19 protein-coding genes, 1 tRNA gene and 1 pseudogene are annotated in these 19,581 nt (G+C 65.3%); 14 read left to right on the top strand and 7 right to left on the bottom strand.

Going from position 1 to position 19,581, the window contains the following annotated elements; all coding sequences use genetic code 11:
* Positions 1 to 272 precede the first annotated feature (272 nt).
* Positions 273 to 1,952 (bottom strand): type IV secretory system conjugative DNA transfer family protein, encoded by a 1,680-nt coding sequence (locus tag AC2A1N_RS14445; RefSeq protein ID WP_242891227.1) that lies wholly within the window; start codon positions 1,950 to 1,952, stop codon positions 273 to 275.
* Between the two features lie 35 nt (positions 1,953 to 1,987).
* A complete protein-coding gene (locus AC2A1N_RS14440; protein ID WP_005417248.1) occupies positions 1,988 to 2,245 on the bottom strand; it encodes a hypothetical protein in 258 nt (85 codons plus the stop codon).
* 130 nt (positions 2,246 to 2,375) lie between these two features.
* Between AC2A1N_RS14440 and AC2A1N_RS14435 the strand changes: the two genes are divergently transcribed.
* The 7 genes from AC2A1N_RS14435 to AC2A1N_RS14405 all read left to right on the top strand — a co-directional run bounded on the left by AC2A1N_RS14435 (position 2,376) and on the right by AC2A1N_RS14405 (position 7,367).
* Positions 2,376 to 2,795, top strand: a complete 420-nt coding sequence (locus AC2A1N_RS14435; protein WP_154351046.1) for an HD domain-containing protein — start codon at positions 2,376 to 2,378, stop codon at positions 2,793 to 2,795.
* Between the two features lie 127 nt (positions 2,796 to 2,922).
* A complete protein-coding gene (locus AC2A1N_RS14430) occupies positions 2,923 to 4,134 on the top strand; it encodes an MFS transporter (RefSeq protein WP_061478904.1) in 1,212 nt (403 codons plus the stop codon).
* 150 nt (positions 4,135 to 4,284) lie between these two features.
* Complete coding sequence (locus AC2A1N_RS14425) at positions 4,285 to 4,554, top strand: hypothetical protein (protein WP_061478905.1); 270 nt, start codon at positions 4,285 to 4,287, stop codon at positions 4,552 to 4,554.
* Positions 4,555 to 4,678: 124 nt separating this feature from the next.
* The gene (locus AC2A1N_RS14420) at positions 4,679 to 4,924 is read left to right on the top strand and encodes a hypothetical protein (RefSeq protein ID WP_061478906.1); all 246 of its coding nucleotides are present in this window, start codon (positions 4,679 to 4,681) and stop codon (positions 4,922 to 4,924) included.
* 113 nt (positions 4,925 to 5,037) lie between these two features.
* Complete coding sequence (locus tag AC2A1N_RS14415; RefSeq protein ID WP_005417258.1) at positions 5,038 to 5,286, top strand: hypothetical protein; 249 nt, start codon at positions 5,038 to 5,040, stop codon at positions 5,284 to 5,286.
* Positions 5,287 to 5,302: 16 nt separating this feature from the next.
* A complete protein-coding gene (locus AC2A1N_RS14410; RefSeq protein WP_242891225.1) occupies positions 5,303 to 5,479 on the top strand; it encodes a hypothetical protein in 177 nt (58 codons plus the stop codon).
* 184 nt (positions 5,480 to 5,663) lie between these two features.
* Positions 5,664 to 7,367, top strand: coding sequence for a hybrid sensor histidine kinase/response regulator (locus AC2A1N_RS14405; RefSeq protein WP_242891223.1), 1,704 nt, complete (start codon positions 5,664 to 5,666; stop codon positions 7,365 to 7,367).
* Positions 7,368 to 7,375: 8 nt separating this feature from the next.
* On the opposite strand, the pseudogene AC2A1N_RS14400 reads toward AC2A1N_RS14405, so the two are convergent.
* Positions 7,376 to 8,107: pseudogene (locus AC2A1N_RS14400) on the bottom strand (FAD-dependent monooxygenase); the annotation flags it as partial.
* A gap of 124 nt (positions 8,108 to 8,231) precedes the next feature.
* Between AC2A1N_RS14400 and AC2A1N_RS14395 the strand changes: the two are divergent.
* Positions 8,232 to 10,373, top strand: coding sequence for a TonB-dependent siderophore receptor (locus AC2A1N_RS14395; protein ID WP_484372667.1), 2,142 nt, complete (start codon positions 8,232 to 8,234; stop codon positions 10,371 to 10,373).
* A gap of 192 nt (positions 10,374 to 10,565) precedes the next feature.
* Here AC2A1N_RS14395 and AC2A1N_RS14390 read toward each other — a convergent pair whose 3' ends face one another.
* A complete protein-coding gene (locus AC2A1N_RS14390; RefSeq protein ID WP_061478908.1) occupies positions 10,566 to 10,775 on the bottom strand; it encodes a hypothetical protein in 210 nt (69 codons plus the stop codon).
* Positions 10,776 to 10,963: 188 nt separating this feature from the next.
* On the opposite strand from AC2A1N_RS14390, the gene AC2A1N_RS14385 reads away from it, so the two are divergent.
* On the top strand, positions 10,964 to 13,714 hold the full coding sequence (locus AC2A1N_RS14385; RefSeq protein WP_484372665.1) for a UvrD-helicase domain-containing protein: 2,751 nt from the start codon (positions 10,964 to 10,966) through the stop codon (positions 13,712 to 13,714).
* A 27-nt stretch (positions 13,715 to 13,741) separates the two neighbouring features.
* Positions 13,742 to 14,227 (top strand): DUF6713 family protein, encoded by a 486-nt coding sequence (locus AC2A1N_RS14380; protein WP_229298463.1) that lies wholly within the window; start codon positions 13,742 to 13,744, stop codon positions 14,225 to 14,227.
* Positions 14,228 to 14,270: 43 nt separating this feature from the next.
* On the opposite strand, the gene AC2A1N_RS14375 is transcribed toward AC2A1N_RS14380, so the two are convergent.
* Together AC2A1N_RS14375 and AC2A1N_RS14370 are read right to left on the bottom strand one after the other, a co-directional pair.
* Positions 14,271 to 14,360, bottom strand: a tRNA-Ser gene (locus tag AC2A1N_RS14375).
* 155 nt (positions 14,361 to 14,515) lie between these two features.
* Positions 14,516 to 15,508: a LysR family transcriptional regulator gene (locus AC2A1N_RS14370; protein ID WP_005410175.1), complete on the bottom strand. Its 993-nt coding sequence runs from the start codon at positions 15,506 to 15,508 to the stop codon at positions 14,516 to 14,518.
* A 127-nt stretch (positions 15,509 to 15,635) separates the two neighbouring features.
* On the opposite strand from AC2A1N_RS14370, the gene AC2A1N_RS14365 reads away from it, so the two are divergent.
* A complete protein-coding gene (locus AC2A1N_RS14365) occupies positions 15,636 to 16,223 on the top strand; it encodes an FMN-dependent NADH-azoreductase (RefSeq protein ID WP_061478956.1) in 588 nt (195 codons plus the stop codon).
* Between the two features lie 137 nt (positions 16,224 to 16,360).
* Positions 16,361 to 16,717 carry an SH3 domain-containing protein gene (locus tag AC2A1N_RS14360; RefSeq protein WP_061478957.1) on the top strand — a complete coding sequence of 119 codons (357 nt, stop codon included), beginning with the start codon at positions 16,361 to 16,363 and terminating at the stop codon, positions 16,715 to 16,717.
* Between the two features lie 117 nt (positions 16,718 to 16,834).
* On the opposite strand, the gene serS is transcribed toward AC2A1N_RS14360, so the two are convergent.
* Positions 16,835 to 18,115 (bottom strand): serine--tRNA ligase, encoded by a 1,281-nt coding sequence (gene serS, locus AC2A1N_RS14355; RefSeq protein WP_061478958.1) that lies wholly within the window; start codon positions 18,113 to 18,115, stop codon positions 16,835 to 16,837.
* 113 nt (positions 18,116 to 18,228) lie between these two features.
* Here serS and AC2A1N_RS14350 point away from each other — a divergent pair, with 113 nt between their 5' ends.
* Positions 18,229 to 18,867: an energy transducer TonB gene (locus tag AC2A1N_RS14350; protein WP_242891215.1), complete on the top strand. Its 639-nt coding sequence runs from the start codon at positions 18,229 to 18,231 to the stop codon at positions 18,865 to 18,867.
* Positions 18,868 to 18,988: 121 nt separating this feature from the next.
* A complete protein-coding gene (locus tag AC2A1N_RS14345; protein WP_061478959.1) occupies positions 18,989 to 19,561 on the top strand; it encodes an energy transducer TonB in 573 nt (190 codons plus the stop codon).
* Positions 19,562 to 19,581: the final 20 nt, after the last annotated feature.

Raw genomic sequence — 19,581 nt, 5'->3', positions numbered from 1 at the left:
GCGGGGCCATCGGCGCAGCCGACAACACATCCGCATACCTCACCAACGTCGAAACCATCCTTGTTTCCATGGCACAAACTCCTGGCCACCCTGCTGCTACATCTTCGACATCCAGCACACACTTCTGGACGACAGACACAGAGTCGCACAACCACGCGTCAATTCCATGTCAGACAAGTCTGAAAATCCATGAACAAATGCCAAATTCTTGACCAAAATCACGAATTCACATTCTTAACTTCGAATCAAATTCACAAATTAAGCGTCGTGAATTAGACGTTCAGCATCGGAACATCCACCTTCGGCAGCAGCCTCGAGGTGAAGTAGCGGTCCTTGTAGTAGCGGATCTTGTCGCACTTCACCGGATGCGGTATGCCCTCATACAGGAACACCTCCATGTCCGGCCCCATCGCCTTCAGCTCCTGCGGCAGCATCAGCGCGCGCCGTTCCTCGGTGAAGTTGTGGGTCTTCTCGCGGGCATGGGTGACGTTCTTCTTGCGCACCGTGGTGTAGCCCAGCATGTCCGAATAGTCATTGGCATCCTGCTGCTCACGCGGCGCGTACAGGATCTGCAGGGCATGGTTGGTGATGATGGTGCGTGACACTTCCCGGCCGTAGGTGGCGTCGAGCTGGGACATGCTCTGGATGATCGGCAGCAGGCGGATGTTGTAGCCGGCCATGTAGGACACCGCCGAGGCGATGATCTCGACTTTGCCGATCGAGGTGAATTCGTCCATCAGCAGCAGGCACTGGTACTTCAGGTCCGGGTTGGACTTGGGCAGTTCCTTGGTGTTGAGGTTGATCAGCTGGCTGAAGAACAGGTTGATGATCAGCCGGCTCTCCGCCAGCTTGTTCGGCTGGATGCCGATATAAATGGTCATCTTCTTCTTGCGGACATCGGTCAGCAGGAAGTCGTTGCAGCTGGTGGCCTTGTCCAGCACCGGATTGATCCAGGGATTGAGCGGTTCCTTGAAGGTGCCCAGGATCGAGGCGAAGGTCTCATCGGCCTGGGACAGCATGTTGGCGAACGCCGAACGTGCGTTGGCGCTGAGGAACGGCCGCTCCGACAGGGTCTTGAGGTACTTCTTCAGGTCGGTGCCGTCGCCGGAGGACAGACGGTACACCGCACCGAGCGTGGGAGTGCCGGCGCCGCCCGGGAAACCGCTGCTGCGCTCATCGTCCCAGTTCTCGAACAGGTACAGGGTGAAGGCCATGAACGCGTTGCGCGCCTGGCTGACCCAGAATTTCTGGTCCTCGGCCCCGTCCGGATACAGCATCGCGGCGATGCTCATCAGGTCCGAGACGCGGAAGGCCGGATCATCGGAGACGTAGCTGAGCGGGTTCCAGCGGTGCGTGCGCCGGTCCTCGGCGAAGGGATTGAACAGGTAGATTTCCTGGCCCTGGCTGGCGCGCCAGCCACTGGTCAGGTCGAAGTTCTCCTGCTTGATGTCCAGCACCACCAGCGATTCGCCGTACTCCAGCAGGTTCGGGATGACCACGCCCACGCCCTTGCCCGAGCGGGTCGGCGCGGCCAGGATCACGAACTGCTGGCCATCCAGGCGCACCAGCTTGCCGCCATGGCTGCCGACCACGATGCTCTGGCCGGTCTTCTTGAACATGCCGTGCTTGGCCAGGTCGGCGCCGGTGGCGAAGCGCGCGTCGCCGTGCAGCGAGCGCTTGTCCTTCTTCAGCAGCAGCACCAGGCCGGCCACCAGCAACACCAGCAGGGGCAGGCCGAAGCCCACGTAGCCAGCCCATTTGATCTTGCCCACGAAGGGCGCGACCTGCGGTTGGCCGATGGCGTGGACGTACTGGTAGTAGGTGTTCCAGGTGAACAGCTGGGTGTCCAGCCCCAGGAACAGCAGGGTCAGATAGCCGGAAAACACGAAACCGAACAGCAGGGTCGCCAGCGTGATGATGGCGATGAGCAGATACTTCTTACTGGGCAACACCCGAATCCTCCATGATGCGCACGCGGCGCGACGGCCTAGCGGTGGCGCCAGCGCGACGCCTTCTTCCGCAGGTGGTTCTCGTTTTCCAGCCCGGGCTCCTCGCCCTCTTCACGCACCAGTTGCAGCAAGCGTTGGCGCGCTTCGGCCAGTGATATCAGGTCGGTCAGACGATCCCCATCGTCGGCGACGACCGCATGGCCGACCACATCGCCGGGAGCGTACACCGGCTCGTAGGACACCGCTACCAGCTGATAGCGTCCACGGGTTTCCAGCACATGCCTGAATTCCTGCATCTCACTCCTCCTTGTCGGGGCAACACTGCGTCCCCTGCTTCGCCATCATGCCCGTGGCAGCGTCATGGGCGCATCCACAACCGCTGCGGCTTTCGCGCGAAACTGTGCGCGGATATCCAAGGAGACTGCAATGGACTGGGTAGCACTTGCCCGTACGCTGGCCACCGAGGCCCACGCGGGGCAGATCGACAAGGCCGGCCAGCCTTATATCGGCCATGTGGCGCGGGTGGCGGCCGCCGTGCGCGGCGACGATGCCGCCGAAGTGGTGGCCTGGCTGCATGACGTGGCCGAGGACTGCCCGGCGTTTGCCGCGCGGATGGAGGTATTTCCGGCGCCGCTGCGCGAGGCGGTGCAACTGCTCAACCGCGATGCAGCTCCTGACGCGGACAGCTACTACGCGCGCATTGCCGCCCACCCGCTGGCATTGAAAGTGAAGCGCGCCGATCTGGATGACAACGCCGATCCACAGCGGCTGGCGATGCTGGACGGGACCACGGCAGGGCGCCTTCGCGACAAATACGCTGATGCCCGGGCGGCGCTGGGCATCTGAGCCGGCCGCGAGGCGGCGCGGAGGGCCGGCGTGTCACCGATCAAACGCTGATTTACCCTGAGTGCTGCTGCTCCTGTTGCAGTGCAGCAGTACAATGGACGGCTCCCCCGCCCCATCGCGCCCCCGCATGAGCCCCAACTCTTCCCTGGCTGCGCGGCTGACGCCCCGCCAGCGCACCCTGATCATCCTCGCCCTGTCGCTGGGTGGATTTGCCATCGGCACCAGCGAATTCGCCAGCATGGGGCTGATGCTGGAGATCAGCCGCGGCCTGTCGATTTCCGAAACCCAGGTCGGGCACCTGATCAGCGCCTACGCCATCGGCGTGGTGGTCGGCGCCCCGATCCTCGCCTTCGTGGGTGCCAGCTTCCCGCGCCGCAAGCTGCTGTTGGCGCTGATGGGCTTCTACGCGATCGGCAACCTGGCCAGCGCGCTGGCACCGAATTACGGCACGATGCTGGTGGCACGCTTCGTCGCCGGCCTGCCGCATGGCGCCTACTTCGGCGTTGCGATGCTGGTGGCCGCTGCGATCAGTCCTGCCGGCCAGCGCGGCCAGGCGATGTCGCGGGTGCTGCTGGGCCTGTCGATCGCGATCCTGGTCGGCAACCCGTTGACCACCTGGCTGGGCCAGCAGCTGAGCTGGCGCACCGCCTTTGCCCTGGTCAGCGTGCTGGCCATTGCCACCGTGGCGATGATCGCGCGCTTCCTGCTGCCGGACCCGGACGAAGTGCGTACCTCGCCGATGCGCGAACTGCGCGCCTTCAACACCTCCCAGGTGTGGCTGGCGCTGGCGATCGGTGCGGTCGGCTTCGCCGGCATGTTCTGCGTGTTTACCTACCTCGCGCCCACCCTCGTGCAGGTCACCGGCGTGGCCGAATCGTGGATGCCGCTGGCAGTGGGCGTGTTCGGCATCGGCGCGATCATCGGCAACATCGCCGGTGGCTGGCTGGTGGACAAGTTCCATTTCAAGGCCGCCGCCGTGGTGCTGCTGTGGTCGATCGTGATGCTGCTGCTGTATCCGCTGGCCGCACAGTCGGTGTGGACCATCGGCCCGATGATCATCACGGTCGGCACCATGGGCGCGCTGGCAGCGGTACTGCAGACGCGCCTGATGGATGTGGCCGGCGAAGCGCAGACGCTGGCGGCCGCCTCCAATCATGCCGCCTTCAATACCGCCAACGCACTCGGCCCGTGGCTGGGCGGCATGGCGATCAGCGCCGGCTTCAGCCCGGCCAGTACCGGCTATGTCGGTGCGGCCACCGCGATCGGCGGCCTGCTGCTGTGGTGCGCGGCGGTGATGCTGGACAGGAAGCGCAAGACCGTCGCCGCCGGCAACCACTGAAGAACGGGCGTCCAACCACCGCATTCACAGGTCGACCAGTCGACTGCGCGGGCTTCGTCGCGCACCTGGCGCGCGATGAACACATTTCGTGGATGTGCATTTCGGCACAGTGCAGCCGACGCCGCATTCTCGGCCTGCACCGGACCCGCAATGCACCACCACCGCGCACCTGCCCGCCACGATGCCATCGCCTTGCAGGCCGGCATGCTGGGCAGCGTGTTGGGGGTGGCGTTGTCCAAGGCCATTGCCTTGTCTGCGATGGCAGTCGATTCGATGATGGGGATCGGGCTGTGGGTGATGGCCTGCGCGCTGCTGGCAGCGTGGGCGCTCGCAGCCTATCTGGCCTGCCTGGCACTGAGCCGTCGTGTGTTCGTGCTGATGGTGGCGCTGTGCATGGTGCTGATGATCTGCATCGCCTGACCCAGCAGGGGCCGGACTATTGCGCATTTGTTACAGAATAACAAGTGCAATGGGTCCGATTGTGCAGGCCCGGCGTCACGGATTTGAATTCCATGGCCATCCTGGCATTACCCGAGGCCATCTCATGACTCTGCAGTCTTCATTCCGCGCCACCCTCACTGCCATCGCCCTGGCGTCGCTCAGCGCCTGCGCCACCTATGACGACAGCGCCATGCATCCGGCCTGCCAGGAGTCACCCCATCTGAAGGATCTGCCGCGCGAGGTCGCTGCCCGCGAGAGCCGTTGCAACAAGGGTGTGGAAGTGTGGTCGAGCGAGCGCGGCGGCAGTGACAAGCCGCTGGACCTGAGCGGAAAGAAAAAGGATCTCTGAAAAGGAGCGCTGCCGGTTGCCGCGGCTGTCTTGATCATGCCCATGCACCTGGCTGACTGGCCCATCACAACCGGCGCGCGACGATGAGGTCTCCCCACCCTGTCGAGATTCAGATGCCGGACACTGCCCACCCTGTCATTCGCGCGTTCGAGGCCGTGTTCGATCTGTCAGGGGGCGTGCAGCGCATCACCGCGCTCACGGTCACCTGCCGGCATTGCACATCGACCAGCTCGGCCAGTGAGGACAATCTGGTGCACTTGCCAGGTGGAGCATTGTTCCGCTGCGACGGGTGCGGCTGCCATCAGCCGGTCAGCCATGCCCGGCTGTCGGACTGGCAACCGGCGTCGTTGCTGGGTATTTGAGGACCGCGACGTGGCAATGACTGCGGAACAGCGGAAAATACTCCAGGCCATCGCCGCTGCAGAACCGGTGCGCGGTGATGCCGCAACGTGGGCGGTGACCGCCGGATGGGCGGTACAGGCAGAGGACGGGGATATCGATCTCACCGAGGCTGGCCGGGATGCGCTCACCGCGCAGGCAGGTCGTGAGGGCTAGACCCGCCGCTCAGGCCAGCGTCGCCTCCCTTCGCGCTGCGCCGCGATAGCGGCAACCTGCGGAACAAGGGGTGCATCGCTGCCACGTCGGCTGCGAAGTGGCGAGGCCTTCATGTCGGCGGTGTGCAGAGCGTCATGACATGCGCTCGGCTATGCTGCGCCACCTTCCTGCGCCAATGGCGGCCATGCATCCTTTTCCCCTGCCAGTCTCTGCACCTGATCAGCTCGCCTACCGACTGCTGCAGGACAGTGACTGGGCCCGCTCGGCCACTGCCGCAAGCGCACCCGCCGAACTTCGCACGTTGCTGGCGATGATCCTGGATTCGCCAGAACCGCTGTGGCTTGCCTGGGGCAAGGAAGACAAGGCGTTCTTCTTCAATGATGCCTATCTGCCGATGCTGGGTGAAAAACTGCACGGCGCGATGGGCAATCGCCTGGAGGATGTCTGGGCGGACGTATGGCCAGACGTGGTGCAGGCCGTCAACGATGCCTTCGCCGGCACCAGCCGCAGCTTCAAGAACCTCCCGTTGATGATGGATCGCGACGGCACGCTGCGTGAAACATTCTGGACGTTCTCCTATTCGCCGCTGCGCGTCGGCTGCGGCAGTGTGGCCGGCATCCTGTGCGTGGTCAGCGAACAGACCGAACGGGTGATCGAGCGCGATCTGCACAGCCGCCAGGTTGCAGCGATCACCGAGCAGGCGCGGGAGGCCCACCTGGAACTGGTGCGTGCCCGCGAGCAGCTGCGGCAGTCGCAGAAGCTGGAGGCGATCGGCCAGCTCACCGGCGGGGTGGCCCACGACTTCAACAACCTGCTGCAGGTCATCACGGGTTCGGTAGACATGCTCCTGCACACGTGGCCCGCAGACGACACCCGGCGCCGCTACATCCAGGCCATTGCAACAGCGTCGGACCGCGCCACCAAGCTGACCGCGCAACTGCTTGCATTCTCACGTCGCCAGAGCCTGTCGCCGGAGGTCTTCGACCTCTGCGAAAGCGTGCACGCGCTCTCGGACATCATCACCACGGTACTCGGCGCGCGCATCCAGGTGTCGTTGGCATTGCCCGATACACCGATGCCGGTACTGCTGGACCGGACCCAGCTGGACACTGCATTGATCAACATCGCGGTCAATGCCCGCGATGCAATCAACGGACACGGCCGGGTGACCATCGAAGTGGAACGGGTCACCGCGGTGCCTTCGGTGCGCTTCGCCGCGCCGATGAAGGGCGACTTTGCCGCAATCAGTGTGACCGACACCGGAGCGGGCATCGACCCTGCGGTGGTTGACCGCATTTTCGAGCCCTTCTTCACCACCAAGAGCGTGGGCGCCGGGACCGGGCTCGGCCTCAGCCAGGTATTCGGCTTCGTCAAGCAGTCAGAAGGCGAGGTGGATGTGCAGAGCCAGGCCGGCGCCGGTACCCGCTTTACGCTGTATCTGCCGCTGGCGCAGGCAGGAGAAACGACTGAACGGCCGGCGGCGCAATCGGGGCTGCAGCATGGTCATGGCGTCTTCGTGCTGGTGGTGGAAGACAACGTCGACGTGGCCGAATTTGCGGTGGGCGCCCTGCGCGAACTCGACTACAGCGTGGTCCTTGCACGCAATGCGGACGAGGCCCTGGCCGAGCTGGAACGGGATGCCTCGCGCTTCCATGTGGTGTTCAGCGACGTCGTGATGCCGGGCATGAACGGCCTGGATCTGGCCCGTGCCATCCGCGCCCGCTTTCCGGAGCTTCCGGTGATCCTCACCAGCGGCTACAGCGAATTGCTGGCGCGGGATCCTGGCCATGGCTTCACCCTGCTGCGCAAGCCGTACTCATTGAAGCAGCTGGCCTCGGTGATGACCGAGACCGCGCGCCGCGCGCTGGCTGTGATGGCATCGCCCTAGCCGGTCGCTCACCACGGCAAACCGAACCAGCGTTCCAGCGAGGACGCCAGCCCCGACGCATCGCCGCCGACATCGCAGGCCCAAGCGACGATACCGTCAGGGCGGACCAGCACCGCGCCCAGTCCCATCGCATCGCGCGCCGTGGATATCACGCAGGGAACCGAGCGTTGCCAGCGCGCAAAGATCGGGCCGAGTGAAACGCCGGTATCGAGCCCCAGCAGCACGCCCTTCCCTGCGCGCAGCAGCTCCCCCATGCGATCGCCATTGGCCAGCTGGACGTCAGGCACGCTTTGGCCAACCCACGGATGCTCGCCGTTGAACACCGCTGGTTGTGCCACGCCCCACAGCCGCTCAGCGAGATAGGTGGCACCGTCGCGGGTCGCGGCCAGGTCGGCCAAGACCGCCGCCAGCGCGCGCTGCCCTGGGCCTGGTCGCATCAACGCCACCTGCGCACGCGACCAGTCGAGCACCCGGGCGCCGATCGGATGGCGCTCAGCCTGATAGCTGTCCAGCAGCGTCTCGGCGGCGTCGCCTCGCGCCACGGCGGCCAGCTTCCACCCCAGGTTCATCGCATCGCCGATGCCGAGATTCAGGCCCTGACCTCCCAGCGGCGAATGCATGTGCGCCGCATCACCAGCCAACAGCACGCGGCCGCTGCGATAGGCCGTGGCCTGGCGCGCGGCATCGGTCCATGTGGTGGCCAGATGCAACGCGGTGATCGTTGCCTGGCGCCCGGACTTGCTGGTGGCTCTGGCCGGCACCCCGTATACCGACCCGGGCCCGCGTCCATAGTGCATCCGGGGGATAGGCCCCGAAGCACTGCAAATGCTAATCTTTCTCATTTGCAGCCCAGCCTCGTCCCTCATGCCCTTTCCAACCCCGCTCAAGCACGCCCTCTGCCTGGCGCTGCCCCTTTCCCTGGCTACACCTGCACTGGCTTCCGAGGCCTCCGCTGACACCCCGAAAGACCTGGACAAAGTGGAAGTCCGCGGCCGCGCGCAGACCCTGTACCGCGCCAACGATGCAGCCGTCGGCACCCGCACCGATACTCCGCTGGAGCGCGTACCGCAGTCGATCCAGGTCGTGCCACGCGAGCTGATCGACGACCAGGCGGCGCGCCAGGTCACCGATCTGTACCGCAGCATCAGCGGCATCAGCTTCTTCAGCTATGCCGGCGTCACCCTGCGCGGGTTCCGCCAGGAGAACGTGCTCTACGACGGTCTGCGCGGCGATCCCTATGCAGGCTTCTCGGTGCCGCAGCTGTTCAACATCGAACGCGTGGAAGTGCTGAAGGGCCCGGCCGGTGCGCTGTACGGCGGTGGTGATGCGGGCGGCATCATCAACTATGTAACGCGCAAGCCCAAGGCGCGCGCCGAACGCCGCATCGAGCTGCAGGCAGGTGACAAGGACTTCCGCGCCGGATCGATCGAAGGCACCGGCCCGCTGAATGCCAGCGGCAGCACCCGCTATCGCGCCGGCCTGTATGCCGACAGCGAGCAGGGCGTGCGCTGGAATGCCGACAACGAAAGCGTGATCGGCGATGCCTCGCTGGCCTTCGACGTTGGCCAGACCGGCGAACTGGTGCTGCAGTTCACCGACATCACCCAGAACCTGGGCGGCAACCGGCTGCGCGGTGTGCCAGTGAACGATGCCGGCAGCTTCCTGACCGACAGGCGATGGAACCACAACGAGGCCAGCGACTTCCTCGACATGCGCGCCAGGGTCGCACTGGCGCAGTACCGCTTCGCACCGCTCGATACGCTGGACGTGGACATTGCTGCGCGCTGGTTCAGCAACAACGAGCACCAGATGTACCACGAGCCGATGGGGCTAATTGATCGTGACCGCGACGGGGTGCCCGAATGGATGACGCGCCAGCTGCGCAACCAGATCCGCGACAACGAGGCCTTCACCGCCAGCGGCAATGCCGTCTGGCGGATCAACACCGGCCGTATCGAACACAAGGTGCTGTTCGGCGCCGACATGTATCAGCTCGACGCCGACTTCACGGCGCAGACCGCCAACAGTGCCGACCTGGCACGCGGCGCCGGCCCGGTGCGCGGCATCGACCTGTTCAACCCGGTCTATGGCGCGAGCACCTGGCATGACTACAACCTGGCCGCCCTGCCCTGGCGCAGCACCGCCACCCGCAGCAAGCGCTACGGCGGCTATCTGCAGCATGAGCTGGCGCTGGGCACGCGCTGGCACGTGCTGGCCGGACTGCGTTGGGATGGCTTCAAGGATGAGGACCGCATGGGCGGCAGCAGCGTGGATGGCAACGCGCTCAGCTGGCGTCTGGGCAGTACCTTTACCGTCCGGGACGGCGTGAACCTGTACGCCAACATCGCCAGCGGCTTCGTGCCGCAGAGTGCCACCAACCAGAACCCGGCGACCGGCGGACCGTTCGACGCGGAGCGCAGCAGGCAATGGGAAGTCGGCCTGAAGTCCCTGCTGGCCGACCGTGTGACCCTGAACATGGCGGCCTACCGCATCGACCGCAGCAACATCGTGCAGGCCACCGGCGAAGTGGTCGGCGGGGTAAACCAACTCGCTGCACTGGGCCTGGTACGCAGCACGGGCATGGAACTGGACCTGCTGGCCGACGTGACCGAGCGCTGGGTGGTGAACCTGACCTACGCCTACAACGACGCACGGGTAAAGGACGCCGGACCGAACGGCATCACCAATGCCTCCGGCGACCGCTTCGCGAATGCGCCACGCAACAAGCTCGGCCTGTGGACGCGCTACGACCTGGCTTCGATCAACTCGGCCATCGGCTTCGGCGCCGACCACGTGGGCGAGCGTGTCAGCCTGGATGGGCAGACGGTCAAGGCTTACACGGTATTCGACATGAGCTGGAAGACCACGTGGAAGCAGTGGCAGTTCCAGGCCAACGTCAAGAATCTGTTCGACAAGGTGTACGCAGCCAGTGGCTTCATCGAACGCAACGGGCATTTCCCGGGCGAGCCGCGGCGGGTGTATGTGCAGGCGGCATACAGCTTCTGACGCAGGGCTGCGAACCATGATGACAGGGGGAGGTGGCTGCCTACCTCCACCGCACTTTCGTATCGCGAGCGTGACAGTGACGGAGATCGCCAAGGAACGATAGCCTGTGACGGAGCGCATCTTGCAGCACCGAGGGTCTCGTACGCTTGAGTGATTCAGCCACTACTGCTGACACAGCAGGTTCTGGATCTCCTAACGGATCCGGCCAGGCGCCCGTGCCAGACGCATGATCCCGTCCGGTGGAATGACGGTGCCATCGTCCATCACGATAAGCATGTCAGAGACTTCGCCCTCGTGCCCTTGCTTCGCAGTGGTCACCAGGATGTTCAATGGATCCGTCCGGATATCGTAGCCGCCACCGATGTGCTTCAAGGTTCCGATCTGGTACCAGTCAATTTCCATGGCCAGCTCTTGGATTCAGGCCTTTCATGGTGCCATGCGCCGGGCGCTTGGGCGAGCTGAGATAGACGGCATCTGGATGCGCCCTGCCCGCGCAGGAAAGACCCCATGCAACGTCAAGGCCCCTTATCATGCGGGCTTAGGGGCTCTACATGCCCGATTGACGTTTGCAAGGCAGTACCTGGATGTCTATGGAATGGCGCCCCTCGGGCTGGGGCCAACGTGTGACACGCTCGCCACACTGGCGGTTGCGGCTGGATGGCGAATGCATCGAGCTGAACATCGCAGGCCAACAGTACCGGCAGCGCGTGGATGACGATCACAGCGTGCAGGTCATTCCAGGGTTTTTCTGGGCCAGCGTTTCATTGCAGACCGACAGCGGTTCCGTGTCCGTGGGCGGCCTGCCCAACGGGCAAGCGTCCCAGCTTGCAGGGGCTGTGCGGGGCCTGCTCTTCGCGCGCAGCACGCGCGGGCGCAAGGATCTGTTCGAGAAGATCCTCGAACAGATCCAAGCCTGGTTGAGCGCGGCGGACGCACTGACTGATCGAGGTCACGCCAGCCGACGCTGGATCACCCATGAGCAGCAGCAGGCGTTGCTGGCTGATCGGCCTGCCCTGCCGCTCTCCCCGGATGAGCTGGAGAGTCTGTTCCTCGATGCGAGCGTGCACGGCGACCTGCGCTCCAGCCGCCATCTGGCCGCGCTTGAGGCACTGAATGACTGGCACCTGGATTGGCCCGCCATCTGGGCCGACGCCAACGCGACCATGGCAACGCGTGAGCAGGTGCTGGCCAAGGACTTCCTCGACCGGGTCGAGAGCAAGCCCCTGACCGAGGAACAGGCCCGCGCCGTCTTCTGCTTCGACAACCGCGTGCAGGTCGTGGCCGCGGCCGGCTCTGGCAAGACCTCCACGATGGTTGCCAAGGCCGCCTATGCCATCGATCGCGGCTTCGTGGAGCCCCAACGGATTGTGATGCTCGCTTTCAACAAGGACGCCGCGAACGAACTGGAGGAGCGCGCGCGACGATGCTTCGACCGGCTCGGCATGGGCGACATCGTGGTCGAGGCGCGGACCTTCCACGCCCTGGGCCTGGCCATCATCGCCGAGGCCACGGGACGCAAGCCTGATATCCCGGAATGGGCGATCGACGCCACGCTGGGCTTCAACAAGCTGGCCGAACTGGTGGACGACCTGAAGGACCGTTCGACCCACTTCCGCACCCAGTGGGACATGTTCCGCCTTGTGTTCGGACGCGATCTGCCGCCGTTGGGTGCCGACATGATGGCCGATGGTTACGACCGCGATGGCACGCCCTACATCCGCACCCTGCAGGGTGAGCGGGTGAAGAGCCAGGAAGAGTGCGTGATCGCTGACTGGCTGTTCTACAACGGCGTGACCTACGACTACGAACGGCGCTACGAATTCGATACGGCGACCGACACCTATCGCCAGTATCGCCCTGATTTCTATTATCCGGACGCCGGGCTGTATCACGAGCACTTTGCGTTGGATGCCGGTGGCCAGCCGCCGAAGCACTTTGCCAACTACAGCGAAGGGATGCACTGGAAGCGGCAGCAGCATGCGGCGCACGGCACCGCACTGGTCGAAACGACGTCGTTCGGCCTGCGCAGTGGACAGGCCCTGCAGGATCTGGCCGAGCGGCTGGGTGCGTCTGGTGTCGAACTCGACCCGAACCCGGACCGCGAGCTGCCCGACCAGGGCGCCAAGCCGATGCCGGATGCAGACCTGATTGGCCTGATGCGCACCTTCATTGCGCATGCCAAGAGCAACTGCCTGACGCTGGACGATATGGGCGCACGCCTGCGGCAGATGCCCGAAGACCAGTTCAAGGAACGCTACCGGCGCTTCCTGGAAATCGCCGGGCCGGTTTTCCAGGCCTGGGACAACGCACTGGCGGACGAACGTGGCATCGACTTCGAGGACATGCTCAACATGGCCGCCGGGCTGCTGGAACAGGGCCACTATGAATCACCCTACGATCTGGTGATGGCCGACGAATTCCAGGATGCCTCGCGCGCCCGTGCGCGCCTCTGCCGTGCGCTGGTCAGCCAACCGGGCCGCTATCTGTTTGCGGTGGGCGATGACTGGCAGTCGATCAACCGCTTCACTGGCGCCGACGTTTCGGTGATGACCGGATTCCGCGAATGGATGGGGCATGGCCAGGTGCTGAAACTGGAGCAGACGTTCCGCTGCCCGCAAGCACTGTGTGATGTTTCCAGCCGCTTCATCAGCCGCAATCCGGTGCAGATCACCAAGGAAGTTCGCTCTGCTGCGCCGGCAATGGGACCTGTGCTGCAGGCGTTCCAGGTGAATCGGCGTGAGGAGGTGCAGGATGGTGTTCGTCAGTACCTTGCGACGCTGCACCAGCAACTGCTGTCAGGTGCAGTGCCGCAGGGCCGCAACGGGCGCGTGACTGTATTCATTCTGGGGCGGTATCGCGCGGACCGCAGCGCGATGCCTTTGGATTGGAAGACGGCCTTTGGCAGCACGATGGAGGTCGAGTTCCTGACCACCCATCGATCGAAGGGGCGCGAGGCGGACTACGTGATCCTGCCGGGCATGATCAACCGCAGCTTCCCGAGCCTGCGCGCGGATGACCCGGTGCTTTCGCTGGCGATGCCGGATGGGGATGCCTATCCGCTGAGCGAAGAACGGCGCCTGTTCTATGTCGCGCTGACGCGTGCGCGACGTTCGGTTGCGATGTTCACCCTGCAGGGCAGGCACTCGCCATTCCTGGATGAGCTGGCGAAGGACGGCGCCGTGGAAGTGACCGCGATTTCAGGCGCGGCCATCCACGAAGAGCGCTGCCCGGTGTGCAAGGTGGGCGTGTTCGTGGACCGGAATGGGCCGCACGGGGCTTTCCGGTCGTGCTCGAGTTACCCGTTGTGCCATAACAAGCCGAAGGGCGGGCGTCGTGGGTGAGCGTATTCTCTGCGCTTTCCTGGCGATGTGCGCACTGCCCTCACCGTCACCGTGAGCTTCGCCCAGGCGGAGATCGACTACTCACTCCGGCTGCTAGACTTTGCCGACATTCAAATGGACGACCCCATGGAACGGTGGTATCTGGCAACACTGCTGGCGTTGGTCCTGCACCAGATTGATGCAGCGTTCTGGCACGAGTGGGCCCTGTTCGGCGTTCCGGGCGGCATCCAGGGGTTTCTGGCTTTCAACCTGATCGCTGTGGGCGCCCTGCTGCATGGCTATCGCCAGGTTGTGCTGGCCAAGCCCTCCGCACGGGCGTATGCCAGCCTGTGCGGGACAGTTGGCGCCGGCACCGCCATGATTCATGTGGGCTTCGCCGCGGCCGGTCGTGACGAGTTCCTGCTTCCGCTCTCCATCGCAACGCTGGCGGCCTGCCTCGTGGCCGGCGTCGGGCTCCTCATGCAAGGCCGCCGTGCTACCCCGGCTCGCGTGCAGATCGATGGCGTGGACTGACGAGACGAAAAAGCCCCTGAATCCAGGGGCTCTTTGAATCAACTGGCGGAGAGAGTGGGATTCGAACCCACGGAAGGTTTGACCCTTCGCCGGTTTTCAAGACCGGTGCCTTAAACCGCTCGGCCATCTCTCCAATCGGGTCCCGGTCGCCCGGGCAGCGGCGTATTCTCGCACGTGACGGGCATTTGCCCAAGACCACCATGCCCCTGCCCTCCGCATCCGGCACGGTGGAGCCTTCGCCGTAGAACAGCAACGCCGGACATCGCCCGGCGCTGCCTTCAAGACCTCTCAGCCCGCGTCCACCGCCAGCGCACCCAGCGCACTGGCCTTGATCCGCTCCTTGGCCTTCTCACAGGCGCCACCGCAATCCAGGCGCGAGGCCTCCAGCTGCGGCGGCAGATGTTCGGCCAGGAAGTCGATGAACACGCGCACCGCCGGCAACAGCCCGCGGCGCGAGGCGAACACGGCGTGGCACACGCCCTGCGGCAACGACCAGTCCGGCAGCACCACTTCCAGCTCGCCATTGCGCACGGCATCGGCGCACACGGTCTCCGGCAGCATGGTGATGCCGAAACCGTCCTTCACCATGCTCTGCAGCAGCGGGAAGTCGAAACCAGCCACGCGCGGCTGCAGGTCGACCCGGCGCACTTCGCCTTCCGGGCCATGCAGTTCCCAGCGCTGGCGGGCTTCGTCTTCGCTGATGCTGAGGGTGACATGCTGGGTGAGCTCTTCCGGGTCCTTGGGGCGGCCGGCGCGGTCCAGGTATTTGGGGCTGGCCACCAGCAGTTCCTGCACCTGGCCGAAGCTGCGCATCACCAGGCTGCCGTCGTCGTCCAGGCGCGAACGCACGCGCAGGGCGACGTCGTAGCCTTCATTGATGATATCCACGCGGCGGTTGCTGATGTTCAGCTGCAGGCGCACCTTCGGGTACTGCTCAAGGAACTTGGGCAGCAGCTTGGGAAGCTGCATCTGCGCCAGTGACACCGGCACGCTGGCGCGCACCACGCCGCGCGGCTCCGCGCTGAGGCGGTCCACCACTTCGCGGGCGGCCTGGGCCTCGGCCAGCATCGTCTGCGCATGGCGATGCACGCTGGTGCCGACGTCGGTGACCGCGAAACGGCGCGTGGAGCGCTGCAGCAGGCGTACGCCCAGGTCGGTTTCCAGCTGGCTGATGCGGCGGCTCAGGCGCGACTTGGGAATACCCAGTGCGCGCTCGGCGGCGGCGAATCCGCCGTGGTCGACCACCATCGCGAAGTAGTACAGGTCATTCAGGTCATGCATACCCGAGTTCCATATCTAGAACAATACGTGGCATTCAATCACCTTTATTCCGCCTTTGCAACAACCTATCGTTCTCTCCGTCGGCGGGGCCCCCCCGCCCCTTCCTCCCAGAACACAGGTGACTGCCATGAAGCTTCTGCATCTCGACGCCAGCGTGCTTGGCGACAACTCCGTCTCGCGCCAGCTGTCGGCCGCCGTGGTCGCCCGCTTCGCCAGCCAGATTGATGGCCTGCAGGTCGATTATCGCGATCTTGACGCCAATCCGGTACCGCATCTGCGCAGCAGCTCGCTGGCCAGGACCGACGCGGCCGAGGCGACCGATGCTGAACAGGTGATGCAGCAGTTCCTGGACGCCGACATCGTGGTGATCGGCGCGCCGATGTACAACTTCAGCATTCCGTCCACGCTGAAGGCCTGGATCGACCGCGTGGCCGTGGCCGGCCGCACCTTCAAGTACACCGAGAACGGCCCGGTGGGACTGGCCGGTGGCAAGCGGGTGATCATCGCCAGCAGCCGTGGCGGCATCTACACCGACTCGCCGGCCGACTTCCAGGAGCCGTTCCTGCGCCAGGTGTTCGCCTTCATGGGCATCAACGAGGTCGAATTCGTGCGCGCCGAGGGCATCGCCTATTCGCCGCAGCACCGTGAAGACGCCATCGCCGGTGCGCTGGCAGCACTGCCGTCGCACGAAGCGGCCGAACCCGTCGCCGCATAACGCGTTCCAACGTTCGGCGCCCCTCTCTCCTCGTCTGGGCGCTGAACGCGGGCCGGGATCCCCTCCCCCATCCCGGCCCACCCTGGCGGCCCCGCTGTGCGGGGCCGTTTTCTTTTGCGACGCGCTAGGCTGGGGGCATGAACTACATCGTGACGGCTGCGCACCGCAGCGAATTTCCGCACCCGATCACCCTGCGCCGTGGCCAGGCGCTGGTGGTGGGCGAACGTTATGAAGGCCCGGAGGGCTGGGAAGACTGGTTCCTGTGCCAAGCCGAAGGGCAGCAGCCCGGTTTCGTGCCGGCGCCGGTGATCGGTCGCGATGCGCAGGGTGGCGCGTTTGCCACGGAAGATTACTGCGCGCGTGAACTGGATGTGGATCCCGGGCAGGTGCTGCGCGGGCAGCACACGCTCAATGGCTGGGCGTGGTGCGTGCCGGAGACGGGCGAACCTGGATGGGTGCCGTTGGAGAAGCTGCGGGTTTCAGAAGCCCCGTAGCGCCCGAGCCCATGCTCGGGCGGCGGCGCGCGGAGCGCCGATAGAAACAATGCGGCCCGCGATGGGCAGGAGCAGCCGAGCATAGGCTCGGCTCTACAGGACACTGAGCGCCGGCTGTCAGGCGATGGTTTCCAGGCCGCCCATGTACGGGCGCAGGGCCTCCGGCACGGTGATGCTGCCGTCGGCGTTCTGGTAGTTCTCCATCACCGCGATCATCGCACGGCCAACCGCCACGCCCGAGCCGTTCAGGGTATGCACCAGCTCAGGCTTGCCGGTGGCCGGGTTGCGCCAGCGCGCCTGCATGCGGCGGGCCTGGAAGTCACCACAGTTCGAGCACGAGGAGATCTCGCGGTAAGTCTCCTGCGACGGCAGCCAGACTTCCAGATCGTAGGTCTTCACCGCCGAGAAGCCCATGTCGCCGGTGCACAGCAGCACCTTGCGGTACGGCAAGCCCAGCTTTTCCAGCACCACTTCGGCACAGCGGGTCATGCGCTGGTGCTCGGCGTCGCTGTCTTCCGGGCGGCTGATCGAGACCAGCTCGACCTTCTCGAACTGGTGCTGGCGGATCATGCCGCGCACGTCGCGGCCGCCGCTGCCGGCCTCGGCACGGAAGCACATCGAGTGAGCGGTCATGCGCAGCGGCAGACGCTCGGCGTCGACGATCTCGTCACGCACGATGTTGGTCAGCGGCACTTCCGACGTCGGGATCAGGTAACGCGTGGAGTCGCCCACGGCGGTCTTGAACAGGTCGTCCTCGAACTTCGGCAGCTGGCTGGTGCCGCGCAGCGAATCGGCGTTGACCAGCAGCGGCACGTTGGTTTCCTCGTAGCCGTGCTCGCCGGTGTGCAGGTCGACCATGAACTGAGCCAGGGCGCGGTGCAGGCGCGCGATCGGGCCGCGCAGGACGGTGAAGCGCGAACCGGACAGTTTGGCCGCGGTCTCGCCGTCCAGCCAGCCATTGCGGGCGCCCAGTTCAACGTGGTCGAGCACCTTGAAATCGAACTGGCGCGGGGTTCCCCAGCGCGCCTGCTCGACGTTGTCGTTCTCGTCAGCACCGGCTGGCACGTCATCGGCCGGCAGGTTCGGGATCCCCATCGAGATCGCTTCGATCTTCTCGCGCAGCTCGTCCAGCGCCACTTCCGAGGCCTTCAGCTCGTCGGCGAAGGCGGCGACCTCGGCCATGATGGCCGACACGTCCTCGCCCTTGGCCTTGGCCTGGCCGATGGCCTTGGAACGGCTGTTGCGCAGGCTCTGCAGCTCCTGGGTCCGCACCTGGATGCGCTTGCGATCGGCCTCCAGGGACTCCAAGGCAGACACGTCGAGCTCGAAGCCACGGCTGGTGCGCAGGCGTTCGGCGAGGTCGGCGGGCTGGTGGCGGAGCAAGGCTGGATCAAGCATGGCAGGTGTCGTGGTGGGTATCAGGGATGGGATTATCGCTTGTTATACGGATTTCTGCCGCCCGGTTCATTCCCGCCGTGGCAGAATCGGGGCATTCCGTACTGGTCCGGTCCATGTCTGCACCCCGCTCGTCGTCCGCCAAGTCGTTTACCGTGCATATCCCGCGCAACGCCCTGAAGATCGCGGGCATCGCCTTCGGCGTGGGCGTGCTGCTGTTCGTGCTGGTCTGGTTCACCGGTCGCGACAAGGAATTCTTCCGCGCCGACCCGGCCGCACAGACCCCGCAGGAGACGGCGCAGGTGGAACCGCTGCCCGAACCGCTGGCGGCGGCCGCCGGTTCCAGCGACATGCCCGATGCCAAGCCGGCACCGGTGGAGGAAGAAGCGCCGAAGCTGGTGGAAACGGCCCCGCCACCGCCGGCGCCCGTCGCCGAAGCGGCCCCGGCCGCACCGGTTCCCGCGCCGGCTGCCACGGGCAACAGCCAGCCGATGCCGATTGCCGGCCAGTCGCCACCGCCGGCCTACCCGGCCGCCGCGCTGCGCGCCGGCGAGACCGGCAGTGTGGTCGTACGCGTGGACGTGGATGCCACCGGCTATCCGAACAATGTCACGGTAATCCAGCGCAGCGGCTCACGCGAGCTCGACCGTGCCGCGACCGATGCGGTGCGCCGCTGGCGCTTCGCCCCGGCACAGAGTAACGGCCAGGCCGTACCGGGCAGCATTGAAGTGCCGTTCGACTTCAAGACCCAGTAACTGAACGTTTCCCGGCAGGCAAACTGAACCCTGCCGGTTGCGTTGACGCAACGCTGACACTTCACGCCACTGGCCCGCGCAACACTCTCTCCCGTCGTCCAATTGACGGAAGGAGTTCGCGATGACCGCCACCACCCACGAAGACCTTCATTCGCCGCAGCTGCCGCAGGACGCCAGCGAACAGCACAAGCCCACGTCGCCCTGGATGTGGATCGCGCTGATCGTGGCGATGTTTGCCGCCGCGCTGCTCTGGCTGCGTCACTCGAACCAGGAAGACGTGGCGCCGGCACCGGTCGGCGAGCGCATGCTGCCCGCGCCCGAGCAGGCGCCGGTCGCCGACGTACAGCAGCCTGCGGCACGCCATGCCGCAGCGGCCGGCAACCAGCGCAAGGCCACCCCTGCCGTACGCAATCGCGAGGCGCGCCCGCTGGCAGGCAACAGCAAGCCGACCTACCCCGCTGCCGCGCTGCGCAATGGCGTGCAGGGCAGCGTGATCGCAAGCCTGAATGTCGATGCCCGCGGCCAGGTCACCAATGCTGCGATTGTTTCGCGCAGCGGCGAGCGCAGCCGTGACCTGGATCGTGCGGTGCTGAGCGCCGTGCAGAACTGGAAGTTCCAGCCGGCGATGCATGAAGGCCGTGCAGTGGCCAGTGTGGTGCGGGTCCCGGTGGATTTCCGTACCGGACAGCGTTGATCGCGGACGAGGGGTTCGTG

Source organism: Stenotrophomonas maltophilia group sp. SKK55 (assembly GCF_057179845.1).
This window is presented reverse-complemented; position numbering and strand designations above follow the sequence as displayed.